At 72.6% G+C, this 15,473-nt stretch carries 15 protein-coding genes; 9 read left to right on the top strand and 6 right to left on the bottom strand.

From position 1 onward, the window contains the following. Positions 1-52: 52 nt before the first annotated feature. The 5 genes from ACF1BN_RS09700 (at position 53) to ACF1BN_RS09680 (ending at position 4,836) form a co-directional block, all read left to right on the top strand. The gene (locus tag ACF1BN_RS09700) at positions 53-1,303 is read left to right on the top strand and encodes an amidohydrolase family protein (protein ID WP_392331058.1); all 1,251 of its coding nucleotides are present in this window, start codon (positions 53-55) and stop codon (positions 1,301-1,303) included. Between the two features lie 24 nt (positions 1,304-1,327). Continuing rightward, positions 1,328-2,041 (top strand): VIT family protein, encoded by a 714-nt coding sequence (locus ACF1BN_RS09695; RefSeq protein WP_392331057.1) that lies wholly within the window; start codon positions 1,328-1,330, stop codon positions 2,039-2,041. Between the two features lie 108 nt (positions 2,042-2,149). Next, on the top strand, positions 2,150-3,028 hold the full coding sequence (locus ACF1BN_RS09690; RefSeq protein WP_392331056.1) for a sterol desaturase family protein: 879 nt from the start codon (positions 2,150-2,152) through the stop codon (positions 3,026-3,028). Continuing rightward, a complete protein-coding gene (locus ACF1BN_RS09685) occupies positions 3,025-3,777 on the top strand; it encodes a lysoplasmalogenase (RefSeq protein ID WP_392331055.1) in 753 nt (250 codons plus the stop codon). The genes ACF1BN_RS09690 and ACF1BN_RS09685 overlap by 4 nt, the downstream gene beginning before the upstream one ends. A 15-nt stretch (positions 3,778-3,792) precedes the next feature. Next, entirely contained in the window at positions 3,793-4,836 is a 1,044-nt protein-coding gene (locus tag ACF1BN_RS09680; protein ID WP_392331054.1) for a zinc-dependent alcohol dehydrogenase family protein, read from the top strand. A gap of 15 nt (positions 4,837-4,851) precedes the next feature. On the opposite strand, the gene ACF1BN_RS09675 is transcribed toward ACF1BN_RS09680, so the two are convergent. Both ACF1BN_RS09675 and ACF1BN_RS09670 read right to left on the bottom strand, forming a co-directional pair. After that, entirely contained in the window at positions 4,852-6,177 is a 1,326-nt protein-coding gene (locus ACF1BN_RS09675) for a CoA transferase (protein WP_392331053.1), read from the bottom strand. Positions 6,178-6,266: 89 nt separating this feature from the next. Next, positions 6,267-7,811 (bottom strand): S8 family serine peptidase, encoded by a 1,545-nt coding sequence (locus ACF1BN_RS09670; protein WP_392331052.1) that lies wholly within the window; start codon positions 7,809-7,811, stop codon positions 6,267-6,269. Between the two features lie 275 nt (positions 7,812-8,086). Between ACF1BN_RS09670 and ACF1BN_RS09665 the strand changes: the two genes are divergently transcribed. From ACF1BN_RS09665 to moaA, 3 genes are all read left to right on the top strand, one after another. Then, a complete protein-coding gene (locus tag ACF1BN_RS09665) occupies positions 8,087-8,461 on the top strand; it encodes a DUF485 domain-containing protein (protein WP_376605028.1) in 375 nt (124 codons plus the stop codon). After that, positions 8,458-10,116 (top strand): cation acetate symporter, encoded by a 1,659-nt coding sequence (locus tag ACF1BN_RS09660; protein ID WP_392331051.1) that lies wholly within the window; start codon positions 8,458-8,460, stop codon positions 10,114-10,116. Before ACF1BN_RS09665 ends, ACF1BN_RS09660 begins: the two co-directional genes overlap by 4 nt. Before the next feature lie 163 nt (positions 10,117-10,279). Continuing rightward, a complete protein-coding gene (gene moaA, locus ACF1BN_RS09655) occupies positions 10,280-11,278 on the top strand; it encodes a GTP 3',8-cyclase MoaA (protein ID WP_392331050.1) in 999 nt (332 codons plus the stop codon). Here moaA and ACF1BN_RS09650 read toward each other — a convergent pair. Continuing rightward, on the bottom strand, positions 11,261-11,479 hold the full coding sequence (locus ACF1BN_RS09650; RefSeq protein WP_376605816.1) for a hypothetical protein: 219 nt from the start codon (positions 11,477-11,479) through the stop codon (positions 11,261-11,263). The two genes, moaA and ACF1BN_RS09650, sit on opposite strands and share 18 nt — an antisense overlap. A gap of 228 nt (positions 11,480-11,707) precedes the next feature. Then, complete coding sequence (locus ACF1BN_RS09645; protein WP_392331451.1) at positions 11,708-12,052, bottom strand: DUF3099 domain-containing protein; 345 nt, start codon at positions 12,050-12,052, stop codon at positions 11,708-11,710. Between the two features lie 168 nt (positions 12,053-12,220). On the opposite strand from ACF1BN_RS09645, the gene ACF1BN_RS09640 reads away from it, so the two are divergent. Then, a complete protein-coding gene (locus ACF1BN_RS09640) occupies positions 12,221-12,496 on the top strand; it encodes a GlsB/YeaQ/YmgE family stress response membrane protein (protein ID WP_392331049.1) in 276 nt (91 codons plus the stop codon). A gap of 69 nt (positions 12,497-12,565) precedes the next feature. On the opposite strand, the gene tyrS is transcribed toward ACF1BN_RS09640, so the two are convergent. Beyond that, on the bottom strand, positions 12,566-13,831 hold the full coding sequence (tyrS, locus tag ACF1BN_RS09635) for a tyrosine--tRNA ligase (RefSeq protein ID WP_392331048.1): 1,266 nt from the start codon (positions 13,829-13,831) through the stop codon (positions 12,566-12,568). Positions 13,832-13,882: 51 nt separating this feature from the next. After that, complete coding sequence (locus ACF1BN_RS09630) at positions 13,883-15,277, bottom strand: metallopeptidase TldD-related protein (RefSeq protein WP_392331047.1); 1,395 nt, start codon at positions 15,275-15,277, stop codon at positions 13,883-13,885. Positions 15,278-15,473: the final 196 nt, after the last annotated feature.

Raw genomic sequence — 15,473 nt, 5'->3', positions numbered from 1 at the left:
AGACCCGCTGACGGCCGGGGGCGGCCCGGTGGCAGGCCACGGAGGTGGACCGGTGACCGCCCGCGAGGGCGACCCGGTGACCGACCGGTACACCGTGGTCTCCGCCGACTGCCACGCCGGAGCCGACCTCCTCGACTACCGGCCGTACCTGGAGAAGCGCCACCACGACGACTTCGACGCCTGGGCCGCCACGTACGTCAACCCGTACCAGGACCTGCTCGCCGACACCGCCGACCGCAACTGGAACTCCGGGCGGCGGCTGAGCGAGCTGGAGGCCGACGGGATCGTCGCCGAGGTCGTCTTCCCCAACACCATCCCGCCGTTCTTCCCCTCCGCGTCCCTCATGGCCCCCGCCCCCACCCGGGAGGAGTTCGAGCGGCGCTGGGCGGGGCTGCGCGCCCACAACCGCTGGCTCGCCGACTTCTGCGCCGAGGCCCCCGGCCGGCGGGCGGGCGTCGCCCAGATCCTCCTCAACGACGTCGGGGCGGCCGTCCGCGAGATCCGCCGCACCCACGCGGCCGGCCTCACCGGCGGCATCCTGCTCCCCGGGACCCCGCCGGGCAGCGGACTGCCGGAGCTGTACTCGGAGACGTACGACCCGATCTGGGCGGTCTGCGAGGAGCTGGGCGTCCCGGTCAACCACCACGGCGGCTCGGCCTCCCCGCCGCTCGGCGACGAGCCGGCCGCCCGCGCCGTCTTCATGGTGGAGACCACCTGGTTCTCCCACCGGGCGCTGTGGCACCTGGTGTTCGGCGGCGCCTTCCGCCGCCACCCGGGGCTCCGGCTGGTCCTCACCGAGCAGGGCTCCGGCTGGATCCCCGGCGTGGTGGAGATGCTGGACTACTACCACGGGCGCCTCGTCGCGGCGGCGAGCCGGGCGGTCACCGCCGAGTCGAAGTTCGGCGCGGGCCTCGCGGACGCGATGGGCCGCAGCCCCGGCGAGGTCTGGCGCGAGAACTGCTTCGTCGGCGCCAGCTTCATGCGCCCGCACGAGGTGCCGCTGCGCGACCGGATCGGCCTCGACAAGATCATGTGGGGCAGCGACTACCCGCACGACGAGGGCACCACCCCGTACTCCCGGGAAGGGCTCCGGCTCGCCTACGCCGGCCTGCCGAGGGAGGAGGTCGCGGCGATGGTCGGCGGCAACGCGGCCCGCGTCTACGGCTTCGACCTCGCCCTGCTCGACCGGCTCGCGGCCGTCCACGGTCCGACCGTCGAGGAGATCGCCACCCCCCTGGAGAAGGTCCCGGAGGGCGCCACCAGCCCGGCCTTCGCCCCGGGCGGGTCGGTCCGCGTCTGGTGACGCGACGGGTGCGACCCTCCTGAGGTGACCGCACCCCCCGCCCACGACGAGGCCCACGGCGGCGCCCTCGGCTCCCGTCTCAACTGGCTCCGGGCCGCCGTGCTCGGGGCCAACGACGGCATCGTCTCCACCGCGGGCCTCGTCGTGGGCGTCGCGGGCGCCACCGGGTCCCGGGCCGCCCTCCTCACCGCCGGACTCTCCGGCCTGCTGGCCGGCTCCCTCTCCATGGCGGCGGGGGAGTACGTCTCCGTCTCCGTCCAGCGCGACTCCGAGGACGCCGCCCTCGCCACCGAGAAGCGCGAGCTCCGCGAGAGCCCCGCCGCCGAGCTCGACGAGCTGACCGCACTCCTCACCGCCCGCGGCCTCAGCCCCGACGTGGCCCGCGAGGCCGCCGTGCAGCTCACCGAGCGCGACGCCCTCAAGGCGCACGCGCGCGTGGAGCTGGGCATCGACCCCGACGACCTCACCGAACCGTGGCACGCGGCCTGGGCCAGTTTCCTCGCCTTCACCGCCGGCGCCCTGCTCCCGCTGCTCGCGATCGTCCTCCCGCCCGCCTCCGTCCGGCTCTGGATCACCGTCGGCTCGGTCCTCGCCGCCCTCACCCTCACCGGCTGGTGGGCCGCCCGGCTGGCCGCCGCCCCCGCACCGAGGGCCACCCTCCGCACGGTCGTCGGCGGCGCCCTCGCCATGGCCGTCACCTACGCGGCCGGCTCCCTCCTGGGCGTCGCCGGGGTGTGACGCGCGGCCCGCTTGTCGGAAGCCGCCAAATCCTGCTGACAAGTCGTCTCGCATACTTGTCGGTAATGGCGTCTAGCCGTCCTCGGGGACGGGCCCTACCGTCGACGCATGCCGCACCTGCCCGATGTCGTGCTCTGGTCCATACCGGCGTTCGTGCTGCTCACCCTCGTGGAGATCGTCAGCTACCGGTTCCGTCCCGACGAGGAGGAGGCCGGGTACGAGACCAAGGACGCCGCCACCAGCATCGGCATGGGGCTCGGCAGCCTCGCCTTCGACGCCCTCTGGAAGATCCCGATCGTCGCGATCTACGCGGCCGTCCACGAGCTCACCCCGCTCCGCGTGCCCGTCCTGTGGTGGACGATCCCGCTGATGCTGCTCGCCCAGGACTTCTTCTACTACTGGTCGCACCGCGGGCACCACGTCGTCCGCGTCCTGTGGGCCAGCCACGTCGTGCACCACAGCAGCCGCAGGTTCAACCTCTCCACCGCCCTGCGCCAGCCCTGGACCGGCTTCACCTCCTGGCCGTTCTACCTGCCGATGATCGCCCTCGGCGTGCATCCCGCGGCCGTGGCCTTCTGCTCGTCGGTCAGCCTCGTCTACCAGTTCTGGATCCACACCGAGCGCGTCGAACGGCTTCCCCGGCCCTTCGAGTACGTGCTCAACACCCCCTCCCACCACCGCGTCCACCACGCCTCCCAGGGCGGCTACCTGGACCGCAACTTCGGCGGGATCCTCATCGTCTGGGACCGCCTCTTCGGCTCCTGGGCCGGCGAGACGGAGCGGCCCGTCTACGGCCTCACCAAGAACATCGAGACGTACAACCCGCTGCGCGTCGCCACCCACGAGTACGCCTCCATCGCCCGCGACGTCCGCGCCGCCCGCGACTGGCGCGAGCGCGCCGGCCGCGTCCTGCGCGGGCCCGGCTGGCAGCCGGAGCCCCGCACCGCCCCGCACCACGACCAGACCGCCCCGGAGCCCGCCGCGTGAACACCCCCGACACAGCCCCCGACACAGCCCCCGACACGACCCCTGACACGGCCCCCGCCGCCCCCGCCGCCGGCTCCCTCCTCGCCGCCGCCCGCACGGCTCCCCGGGCCCCCGCCCTCTCCCGGGCCCTCCTCGGCGCCTTCCTCCTCGCCGCCGCCGTCGACCTCGGCTCCCTCCTCGCCGGCGCCGACACCGGCCATCTGGTCGCCAAGCCGCTCCTGATGCCGCTGCTCGCCGTGTACGCCGCCACCCGCGGCGCCCCGAGGCTCCTCGTCCTCGCGCTGCTCCTCGGCTGGGGCGGCGACGTCCTCCTGCTCCTCGACGCCGACTGGGCCTTCCTCGCCGGCATGGGCTCCTTCGCCCTCGGCCACGTCTGCTACCTGACCCTGTTCGGCCGCCGCCGCACCTCCCCGGCGCTCGGCGCGCTCTACGCGGCCGCCCTCGCCGGCACGGTCATCGCCCTCTGGCCCGGCCTTCCCGCCGACCTGCGGATCCCCGTGGCCGGATACTCCCTGCTGCTCACCGCGATGGCCTACCGGGCCAGCTCCCTCGGCGCCCTCGCCGGCACCGGCGGGGCCCTGTTCCTGCTCTCCGACACCCTCATCGCCACCGGCATCGCGGAGTGGCCCCAGCTGCCGGCCCCCGACTTCTGGGTCATGCTGACCTACATCGCCGCCCAGTACCTGCTGACCGCGGGTGGCCTGAAAGCGATGTACGGTGCACGCCGAGAAGGCCGTACAACCAGCTGACCCGGACGAGGAACCATGCGCGCCACCACCATCCACGCCCCCTTCGACATGCGCGTGGAGGAGGTGCCCGACCCCGTCGTCCAGGACCCCGCGGACGTCGTCGTCCGGGTCCTGCGCGCCTGCATCTGCGGCAGCGACCTGTGGGCCTACCGCGGCGAGTCCGCCCGCCTGCCCGGCCAGCGCATCGGCCACGAGTTCCTCGGCATCGTCGAGGAGACCGGCTCCGAGGTGCGCGGCTTCAAGGCCGGCGACCTCGTCGTCGCCCCCTTCGTCTGGTCCGACGGCACCTGCGAGTACTGCGCCGAGGGCCTCCAGACCTCCTGCCCCCGCGGCGGCTTCTGGGGCTCCGTGGGCTCCGACGGCGGACAGGGCGAGGCCGTCCGCGTCCCCTTCGGCGACGGCACCCTCGTCAAGCTCCCCGCCGACGCCGCCTCCGACGACCGCCTCCTCACCGCCCTGCTCGCCCTCTCCGACGTCATGGGCACCGGCCACCACGCCGCCCTCGGCGCCGGCGTCCGCCCCGGCTCCACCGTCGCCGTCGTCGGCGACGGCGCCGTCGGCCTCTGCGGCGTCCTCGCCGCCAAACGCCTCGGCGCCGAGCGGATCATCGCGCTGGGCCGGCACACCGCCCGTACCGACATCGCCCGCTCCTTCGGCGCCACCGACGTCGTCGCCGAGCGCGGGGAGGCCGCCGAGGCCGCCGTCCGCGAACTCACCGGCGGCCAGGGCGCCCACGGCGTCATCGAGGCCGTCGGCACCGAGCAGTCCATGCGCACCGCCGTGGGCATCACCCGCGACGGCGGCTCCATCGGCTACGTCGGCGTCCCGCACGGCTCCGGCACCGGCCTCGACCTCTCCGTCATGTTCGACCGGAACATCGCCCTGCGCGGCGGAGTCGCCCCCGTCCGCGCCTACCTCCCCGAGCTGCTCGCGGACGTCCTCGACGGCACCATCGACCCGTCCCCGGTCTTCGACCTGACCGTGGACCTCGACGGCGTCCCCGCCGGCTACCGCGCCATGGACGAGCGCACCGCCCTCAAGGTCCTCGTCACGCCGTAGCGCCGGTCCGGCGGATCACGCCCGGTCCCGGCCCCGATCCGCCGGAGGGGCCCACACGGGCGCGTCCGCCCCCGCGACGCCCGGCGGGCGCGACCAGCCCGCCGGGCCGCCCTCGTACGCCACCGGCGACACCGCGTGCCGCAGCCTCCCCAGCGGCCCCTCCGCCTCCACGAGGTACCGCCCGGGCTCGTACCGGGGCAGGCCGTGGGCCAGCCAGTGCCCGGTCTGCGCCAGCGCGAGCCGTACGAGGCGGCTGCCTCCGTCCCGCCGCTGCTCCGTCAGCGACCGCAGCACCGCCGCCGCCAGCAGGTACCCGGTCCCGTGGTCCAGGGCCTGCGCCGGCAGCGCCCCCGGCTCCCGCGCCGACCCCTCCGTGACCGCGATGCCCGTCGCCACCTGCACCAGGCTGTCGAAGCCCCGCCGGCCGCCCCACGGGCCGTAGTCGCCCCACGCCGACAGCCGGGCCGTCACCAGGCCCGGCCGCTCCAGGCCGTACCGCTCCAGCGCCCCCGGCCGGTACCCCGTCACCAGGACGTCCGCCTCGTCGAGCAGCCCCTCGAAGGTCCGCCGGTCCGAGGGCCGGTCCAGGTCGAGGGCCGCCGTCCGCTTCCCGACGTCCGTGTCCGCGTGCTGGTCCGGCAGTTCGGGCCGGCCCGGGGGATCGATCCGCAGGACGTCCGCGCCGAGCAGCGCCAGCGTCCGGGTCGCCACGGGACCCGCGATCACCCGGGTCAGGTCGAGGACCCGCAGCGGCCCGTCCGTCCGGCGCCGGGGCGCCGCCCCGTCCCGCACCTCCCGGCTCAGCAGCGGGCGCGCGGCCACCTTCCGGCCCTGCTCGTGGCCGGCCCACCCGTCCGGGGTGCGCAGCGCCACGGCGAGGCCCCCGGAGCCGTACACCGCCGTCTCGACCTCGACGGCGGTCCGCCCGCCGATCGCCTCCGCGACCGCCTCCACCGAGTCGTCCGCGCCCAGCGCCGCGAGCAGCGCCGCCTTGTGGTGCGGGTAGTTGGCGTGGGTGCGGATCCAGCCGTCGGCGGCCCGCCAGAACCGCGACAGCGGCGCGAAGCTCACCGGTGCCCGGCCGTCCACCCGCAGATGGCGCTCGCTGGTGAAGGCGGTGGCCACGGCGCCGTCGTCCACCCGTACCGGCCCCGCCACGCGCGCGTGCTCCACGGCCGCGAGCCCGCAGACCGCGACCGTCGCCCGCGCCAGGTCCATCACCGGCAGCCGGGCCGGCAGCAGCCCCGACACCCCGCCGTACTCCACCCGGTCCACCTGGGCGGGATCGCCGCCCAGGACGGCCCACAGCGCTTCCGTACCACTTCGAACCGTGCTGTCCATGCCCGCACTATGGCACCCGGTGCCACCCCCGGACACGCGAAGGGCCCCGGTGTGGCCGACCACACCGGGGCCCCGCGAGCGCTAGGGCGTCACCACTTGCGGACGGCGTCCAGCGCGTCGACCAGACCGGCTCCGTAGAAGCCGTTCTTGGCCTTGCCGCCCTCGCAGACGGCGTCGATCGTGCCGTCGCCCTCGATGTCGTACGGGTTGGTGCAGGCGCGGTCGTCGGCCTGCGCGTACAGCATCGCCTTGAGGGCGGTCGGGCCCGCCCACGGGTGCGTCGACTTCAGCAGCGCGAGCACACCGGCGGCGTGGGGCGAGGCCATCGACGTACCGGCCTTGTAGTTGTAGCCGCCGTCGACCGTGGTCGACAGGATGCGGCCGTTGACCGCCGGGGCGTCCGGGGTCTGGTACTCGGTGCGGTCACCGCCGGGGGCGGCGATGTCGATGACGCCGAGACCGTAGTTCGAGTAGGACGCCTTCAGGTCCTTGGCACCGGTCGCGGAGACCGTCACGACGCCCGGCAGCTGGGCCGGGAAGTCGAAGCACTCCTTCGGGTCGATGACCCGGTCGCCCGGCGTGGTGTCGTTCGGGCTGGAGTTGTCCACGATCTCGTCGGCGGCGAGGTCGAACTTGGAGTTGCCGGCCGCGGCCACGTTGACCGTGCCCTTCTTCTCCGCGTACCGCGACGCCCGGGTGACCGCCTCGACGAGGGCCTTCTGGTCCGCGTCCGTCTTGCAGGCGAACATCCACGGGTCGGTGTAGTAGCTGTTGTTCGTGATCTCGACGCCCTTCTCGGCCGCCCACATGAAGCCGCAGACCACGGCCTCGGTGTAGAAGAAGCCGTCCGGGGTCGACACCTTGATGCCCGAGACCTTGACGCCCGGCGCGACACCGGTGATGCCGATGCCGTTCTTGGCGGCGGCGATCGTGCCGGCGACGTGCGTGCCGTGGTCCGACTCGCCCGGGTTGGGGCGCCACGAACCGGGGGTGGTGTCCGCCTTGCCGGTGACGCAGTTGGCGGACGCCCTGGTGTCGAAGTTCGGCGCCAGGTCCGGGTGGGTGTCGTCCACGCCGGTGTCGATGACGGCGACGGTCACGCGCTTGCTGCCGAGCGTCTTCTGGTGGGCCTTGTCGGCCTTGATGGCCGGGAGGTCCCACTGGAGCGGCTCCAGCGCGTCCTGCTCGTCCGTGGCGCGGGCCGCGGCGGCCTTGGCCTCGGCGGGCGACAGCGCCTGCGAGGCCTCGCCGACCGAGTTGTCGTTCTGCACCGAGAGCGGAGCCGTACGGGTCGCACCCGCCGACACGACACCGCGGGCCTTGCGGATCGTCTGAGCGAACGTCGGGTTCGTCGAGTGGACGACGATGACGCCTATCTGGTCGTACGCGATGACGACCTCGCCGCCGGCGGCGGCTATCGCCTTCTTCACCGAGGAAGCCGTCCAGCGGCTCCCGTCGGTGTTGACGACGTACGAGAGCTTCTCGCCCGTCGCCGCGGCGGTGGCGACCGCCGGGGCATCGCTCGCTTCCGCGGCGGAGGCGGCGCCGGAGGGAAGGAAGCCGAGCGAAGCGGTGAGCGCGAGACCAGCAGGCAGAGCGAGTACTCGGCCGCGCCTCGATCCCAGATGAGCCATGGGTTCTCCACATCATCCGTATGTACTGCGCGCGCGCGGGGTTGCGCACGGGCAGGTGCATGACGAGTGAAGCTATCGCTGATCTTCCCCGCTCATCAATGAGTTGAGAAGACTTCATGAAGATTCCCTCGGGGAATTCCACTCGGCTGAACCACTTCGCATCCCGCTCCGTGCCGTTGAGCAGGGGAGGGGCTCCAGCAGGCGCCCCGGTTCCCGCACCCCCAGGTGAGGCCCCCTTGACCATGCCGTCCGTCCCCGCGTCACGAGGAGATTCCGTGGCTACCGAAGCACCGCCGCCGCCGAGAAAGGGCGCCGAGACCGACCCCGGTCCCGCCCGGCCCACCACGGAGCAGTTCGTCGAGGTCCAGCGGAGCGAGGAGTTCGGCGAGCTCCGCCGCACCTACCGCTCCTTCGCCTTCCCCCTGACGATCGCCTTCATCACCTGGTACCTGCTCTACGTCCTGCTCTCCAACTACGCGGGCGGGTTCATGGGCACCCGCGTCCTCGGCAACATCAACGTGGCCCTCGTCCTGGGCCTCGGCCAGTTCGCCACCACCTTCCTCATCGCCTGGCTCTACTCCCGCCACGCCGCCCTCCGCCTAGACCCCAAGGGCGAGGCCATCAAGGCCCGTATGGAGGGCGACGCATGAGCAGCCTCGTCACCGCCGGCACCCCCGTCCTGCTCGCCGCCGACAACGCCACCACCCAGCACCGGCCGCTGATCATCGCCCTCTTCGGCGCCTTCGTCATCGCCACCCTGGCCATCACCGTCTGGGCCGGCCGGCAGACCCGCAGCGCCGCCGACTTCTACGCCGGCGGCGGCCAGTTCACCGGCTTCCAGAACGGCCTTGCGATCTCCGGCGACTACATGTCCGCCGCGTCCTTCCTCGGCATCAGCGGCGCCATCGCCCTCTACGGCTACGACGGCTTCCTCTACTCCATCGGCTTCCTCGTCGCCTGGCTCGTCGCCCTGCTCCTGGTCGCCGAACCGCTGCGGAACTCCGGCCGCTTCACCATGGGCGACGTCCTCGCCTACCGGATGCGCCAGCGCCCCGTCCGCACCGCCGCCGGCACCTCCACCATCGTCGTCTCGATCTTCTACCTGCTCGCCCAGATGGCCGGCGCCGGCGTCCTCGTCTCGCTCCTCCTCGGCATCACCAGCGACGGCGGCAAGATCGCCATCGTGGCCCTGGTCGGCGTCCTGATGATCGTCTACGTGACCATCGGCGGCATGAAGGGCACCACCTGGGTCCAGATGGTGAAAGCGGTGCTGCTCATCGCCGGCACCCTCCTCATCACCTTCCTCATCCTGCTGAAGTTCGACTTCAACCTCTCCGACCTGCTCGGCGCCGCCGCCACCAACAGCGGCAAGGGCGAGGCGTTCCTGGAGCCGGGCCTCAAGTACGGCCTCACCGAGGTCTCGAAGCTCGACTTCCTCTCGCTCGGCATCGCCCTCGTCCTCGGCACCGCGGGACTGCCGCACATCCTGATCCGCTTCTACACGGTGCCGACCGCCAAGGCCGCCCGGAAGTCGGTCAACTGGGCCATCGGCATCATCGGCGCCTTCTACCTGATGACGATCGTCCTCGGCTTCGGCGCCGCGGCCCTGCTCAGCCCGGAGACCATCACCTCCTCCAACAAGGCGGGCAACACGGCGGCCCCGCTCACCGCCCTGGAGGTCGGCGGAGGCGCCGACTCCACCGCCGGCGCGATCCTCCTCGCGGTCATCTCCGCCGTCGCCTTCGCCACCATCCTCGCCGTCGTCGCCGGCCTGACGCTCGCCTCCTCCTCGTCCTTCGCGCACGACATCTACGCCAACGTGATCAAGCGCGGCAAGGCCACCGAGAAGCAGGAGATGCGGGCCGCCCGCTGGTCCACCGTCTTCATCGGCGTCGTCTCCATCGGACTCGGCGCCCTCGCCCGCGACCTCAACGTCGCCGGCCTGGTCGCCCTCGCCTTCGCGGTCGCCGCCTCCGCCAACCTGCCGACGATCCTCTACTCGCTCTTCTGGAAGCGGTTCACCACCCAGGGCGCGCTCTGGTCGATCTACGGCGGCCTGGTCTCCTCCGTCGTCCTCGTCCTCTTCTCTCCGGTCGTCTCCGGCGGACCGGGCTCCATGTTCAAGGGCGTCGACTTCCACTGGTTCCCGCTGGAGAACCCCGGCCTGGTCTCCATCCCGCTGGGCTTCCTCCTCGGCTGGCTCGGCTCGATCCTCTCCAAGGAGGAGCCGGACGCGGGCAAGTACGCCGAGCTGGAGGTCAAGTCCCTCACCGGCGTCGGCACCGCCGCGGCCGTCCGGCACTGACCGCGGGCGTCCGGCCGTACACGGTCCGCAGTCATCCCCCGGCCGCGTCGTAGAGTTCTACGACGCGGCCGGTGCCGTCCTCGTGACAATCGGCCCGTGTCCGACGCCCGCGCGGTCACGTAGGCTCGAACGAGAAGCGAACCTGGAGAAGGGGAGGGGAACCGTGCTCCTCGACACGTACGGCCGAGTCGCCACCGACCTGCGCGTTTCCCTCACGGACCGGTGCAATCTGCGCTGCACCTACTGCATGCCCGAAGAGGGCCTCCAGTGGCTGGCCAAGCCCGACCTCCTCACCGACGACGAGATCGTCCGGCTGATCCGGATCGCCGTCACCGACCTCGGCGTCACCGAGGTCCGCTTCACCGGCGGCGAGCCGCTGCTCCGCCCCGGCCTCGTCGGGATCGTCGAGCGCTGCGCCGCCCTGGAGCCCCGCCCCCGGATGTCCCTGACCACCAACGGCATCGGCCTCAAGCGCACCGCCACCGCCCTGAAGGCGGCCGGCCTCGACCGGGTCAACGTCTCCCTGGACACCCTGCGCCCCGAGGTCTTCAAGACCCTCACCCGCCGCGACCGCCACCACGACGTCATCGACGGCATGGCCGCCGCCCGCGACGCCGGCCTCACCCCGGTGAAGGTCAACGCCGTCCTGATGCCGGGGCTCAACGAGGACGAGGCCCCCGACCTGCTGGCCTGGGCGATCCAGGAGGGGTACGAGCTCCGCTTCATCGAGCAGATGCCGCTCGACGCCCAGCACGGCTGGAAGCGCGACGGCATGATCACCGCAGGGGACATCCTGGAGTCGCTGCGCACCCGCTTCACGCTCACCGAGGAGGGCGCCGACGAGCGCGGCTCCGCCCCGGCCGAGCGCTGGGTCGTCGACGGCGGCCCCCACACGGTCGGCGTCATCGCCTCCGTGACCCGCCCGTTCTGCCGGGCCTGCGACCGCACCCGGCTCACCGCCGACGGGCAGATCCGCACCTGCCTCTTCGCCACCGAGGAGACCGACCTGCGGGCCGCCCTCCGCTCGGAGGACCCGTCCGGATCGGACGCGGCCGTCGCGGAGCTGTGGAAGAAGGCGATGTGGGGGAAGAAGGCCGGCTCGGGCCTGGACGACCCGAGCTTCCTTCAGCCGGACCGCCCGATGTCAGCCATCGGCGGCTGAGTCCCACTCCGCGAACGGCACGACGTCCTTCAGGAACCCCCGCACGCCCAGGAACTGGGAGAGGTGCTCGCGGTGTTCCTCGCAGGCGAGCCAGGTCTTGCGGCGCTCCGGCGTGTGCAGCTTGGGGTTGTTCCAGGCGAGCACCCAGACGGCGTCGGCCCGGCAGCCCTTCGCGGAGCAGATCGGCTTCTCGTCACTCACGGGACCATTGATCACCGGAACATTGTCCAGCAAGGGCGATGCCGAGCAGCCACGGGGGGAGCTGCCCGGCATCGGTCCGTCGCTCCGACGGGGGATGCGGAGCGCGTACGCAGTATGTCACGGCACCCTGGGTGCGGTGCACCGGAACTTCATGATTGATCTGAGCTTTTCTTGAGGTTCCCGGCGGCTTCGCCGTCACGTCGTGTGACCGGGAGAGGCCGGGCCGGGTCAGGCGCGACCGTGCGGACGTTCCGCTCCGGGTTCCGCGGGTTCCTCGGCCGCCCCGAGCGCCGGCCGCACCGGCGCCGGCAGATACGCCGACGGGAGCGAGGGGGCGCTCTCCCGGCCCGCGTTCGCGATCACCACGGCGATGTACGGCAGCAGCACCCCGAGGGCCAGGGCGACGATCGCGACGTGCCGCTCCACGTTCCACAGCACCGCGGCCGCGATCACCGAGAGCGTCCGGACCGACATCGAGATGACGTACCGCCGCTGCCTGCCCCGGACGTCGTCCGCGAGTCCCTGCCGGGCCCCGGTGATCCGGAAGACCTCGGGTCCTCCTTGCTTCCGCATCGCGTTCCACCACCCGCCGCTCACGCCGGACCTCCCCGGTCCGGACCTCGGACCACCGTACGCCCACGGGCCCGCGGCGACGAGACCGGGGCACGGACGGAGGCGTCCGACATGCGCCGTATGGCCGGTAGGCCGAGACTGGGGCCACATGCGTACGAGGAGGCGACTATGAGTTGGTTGTGGGCGATCATCGTCGGTTTCGTCCTGGGCCTGATCGCGAAGGCGATCCTGCCGGGGAAGCAGCAGATCCCGCTGTGGCTGACGACGATCTTCGGCATTCTGGGCAGCATCCTGGGCAACGCGGTCGCCGGCTGGATCGGCGTCGAGGACACCAAGGGCATCGACTGGACCCGTCACCTGCTCCAGCTCATCGGCGCCGTGCTCGTGGTCGGCGTCGGCGACATGATCTGGGCCTCGCTCAAGGGCAACAGACAGCGCACCTGATCAGGGCGGAGCACACCGGAGGCCCGGTACGGCGAACAGTCGCCGTACCGGGCCTCCGGTGGGTACGTGCTATCCCGCGTACTCGATCGCCGCCAGGTTCTTCTTGCCGCGCCGCAGCACCAGCCAGCGGCCGTGCAGCAGTTCGCCGGCCTCGACGACGGCGTCCTCGGCGGTCACCTTCGCGTTGTTCACGTAGGCGCCGCCCTCCTTCACCGTGCGCCGTGCCGCCGACTTGCTCGCCACCAGGCCGACCTCGGCGAACAGGTCCACGACCTGGCCCAGTTCGGTCACGCGCGCGTGCGGCAGCTCGGAGAGGGCCGCGGCCAGCGTCCGCTCGTCCAGCTCGGCCAGGTCGCCCTGCCCGAACAGCGCCTTCGACGCCTCGATCACCGCGCGGCACTGGTCCGCCCCGTGCACCAGCGTGGTCAGCTCCTCGGCCAGCGCCCGCTGCGCGGCCCGCGCCTGCGGACGCTCGGCGGTCTGCGCCTCCAGCTCCTCCAGCTCCTCGCGGGACTTGAAGGAGAGGATCCGCATGTAGGTGGAGATGTCCCGGTCGTCCACGTTCAGCCAGAACTGGTAGAACGCGTACGGCGTGGTCATCTCCGGGTCGAGCCAGACGGCGCCGCCCTCGGTCTTGCCGAACTTGGTGCCGTCGGCCTTGACCATCAGCGGGGTCGCCAGCGCGTGCGCCTCGGCGCCCGGCTCCAGCCTGTGGATCAGGTCGAGACCGGCCACCAGGTTGCCCCACTGGTCGGATCCGCCCTGCTGGAGCGTGCAGCCGTAGCGCCGGTACAGCTCCAGGAAGTCCATGCCCTGGAGCAGCTGGTAGCTGAACTCGGTGTAGCTGATGCCCTGCTCGGACTCCAGACGGCGGGCGACGGAGTCCTTGGTCAGCATCTTGTTGACCCGGAAGTGCTTGCCGATGTCCCGCAGGAACTCGATCGCCGACAGGCCGGCGGTCCAGTCCAGGTTGTTCACCATGACGGCCGCGTTCTCCCCCTCGAAGGAGAGGAACGGCTCGATCTGGGAGCGCAGCCGGTTCACCCAGTTCGCGACCGTCTCGGGGTCGTTCAGGGTGCGCTCGGCGGTCGGCCGGGGGTCACCGATCTGGCCGGTGGCCCCGCCGACCAGCGCCAGCGGCCGGTGCCCGGCCTGCTGGAGCCGGCGGACGGTGAGCACCTGGACCAGGTGGCCGACGTGGAGACTGGCCGCGGTCGGGTCGAAGCCGCAATAGAACGTGACGGGACCGTCCGCGAGAGCCTTGCGCAGGGCGTCCTCGTCGGTGGACTGGGCGAAGAGCCCGCGCCACTTCAGCTCGTCGACGATGTCCGTCACGGTCGTCAGTCTCCTTGGATCGTTATGGGGTGACAGCCCAGTCTAGGCGGGTCAGACGCCCTTGCTGACCGAGCTCATGTTGAAGTCCGGCACCCGCAGCGCGGGCATCGCGGCCCGGGTGAACCAGTCGCTCCACTCGCGCGGCAGGGTCCGCTCCGTCCGGCCCGCCTCGGTGGCCCGCGACAGCAGGTCCACCGGCGACTCGTTGAACCGGAAGTTGTTGACCTCGCCGACGACCTCGCCGTTCTCGACGAGGTAGACGCCGTCCCGGGTCAGGCCGGTGAGCAGCAGCGTCGCCGGGTCCACCTCGCGGATGTACCAGAGGCAGGTCAGCAGCAGCCCGCGCTCGGTGGCGGCCACCATCTCCTCCAGCGAGCGGTCGCCGCCGCCGTCCAGGATCAGGTTCCCCGCCCCGGGCGCCACCGGCAGGCCGGTGAGGCCCGCGGTGTGCCGGGTGGTGATGAGCCGGTCGAGCACACCGGCCCGCATCCACTCCACCGGGCCGACCGGCAGGCCGTTGTCGAAGACCGACTCGTCGTCGCCCGAAGTGTGCGCCAGCACGAAGGGCGCGGACTCCAGGCCCGGCTCGTTCGGGTCGCTGCGCAGGGTCAGCGGCAGCGGGGAGAGGGTCTCGCCGAGCCGGGTGCCGCCACCGGGACGGGAGAAGACCGTCCGGCCCTCCACCGCGTCCCGCGCCATCGACGACCACAGCTGGTAGATCAGCAGGTCGGCGACGGCGGTCGGCGGCAGCAGCGTCTCGTACCGGCCGGCCGGCAGCTCGATCCGCCGCTCGGCCCAGCCCAGCCGGACGGCCAGCTCGGCGTCGAGCGCCGCCGGGTCCACGTCCTTGAAGTCCCGGGTGGAGCGCCCGGCCCAGGCGGAGCGGGTGCGATCCGGCGACTTGGCGTTGAGCTCCAGGGTGCCGTTGGGCTGGTCGTGCCGGAGCCGCAGCCCGGTCGAGGTGCCCAGGTAGGTGGAGCTCAGCTCGTGGTTCGCGAAGCCGTACAGCTCCCGGCCGCCGGCACGCGCGCGTGCGAACGCCTCGCCGAGCGCCGGCGCGAAGTCGGCGAAGACGGCGGAGGAGGTCTCGGCGGGCGCGTCGGTGAAGTCGGGGGAGGAGGGCACGCCCTCCACCAGCGGCTGCGCGTCCTCGGCCGGTCCCGCCGCCCGCGCCGCCGCCTCGGCGGCCCGCACCAGCGGCTCCAGGTCCTCCGCGGTCACCGCGGAGCGGGACACCACCCCGGAGGCGGTGCCCTCGGCGCCGTCCACGGTGGCGATCACGGTGAGGGTACGGCCCCGGGTCACGCCGTTCGTGGTGAGCGCGTTGCCCGCCCAGCGCAGGTTGGCCGAGGACTCCTCGTCCGCGATGACGACGCACCCGTCGGCCCGGGACAGCTCCAGGGCCCGCTCGACGATCTCGTACGGCTTGCTGACGCGGCTGTTCATCGACCGGCCTCCTGCGTCGTGTTGAGGCTGTGCTGTCCCGGGTGGCGACCCCCGGACCCCCGGTGGAGGGTCCCGTCCGTCATCGTCGCGGTCATCGACCCGCCTCCTGCGTCGTGTTGAGGCTGTGCTGTCCCGGGTGGCGACCCCCGGACCCCCGGTGGAGGGTCCCGTCCGTCATCGTCGCGGTCATCGACCC

Origin of the sequence: Streptomyces sp. NPDC014861, assembly GCF_043081625.1 — a bacterium.
Lineage (GTDB): Bacteria > Actinomycetota > Actinomycetes > Streptomycetales > Streptomycetaceae > Streptomyces.
This window is presented reverse-complemented; position numbering and strand designations above follow the sequence as displayed.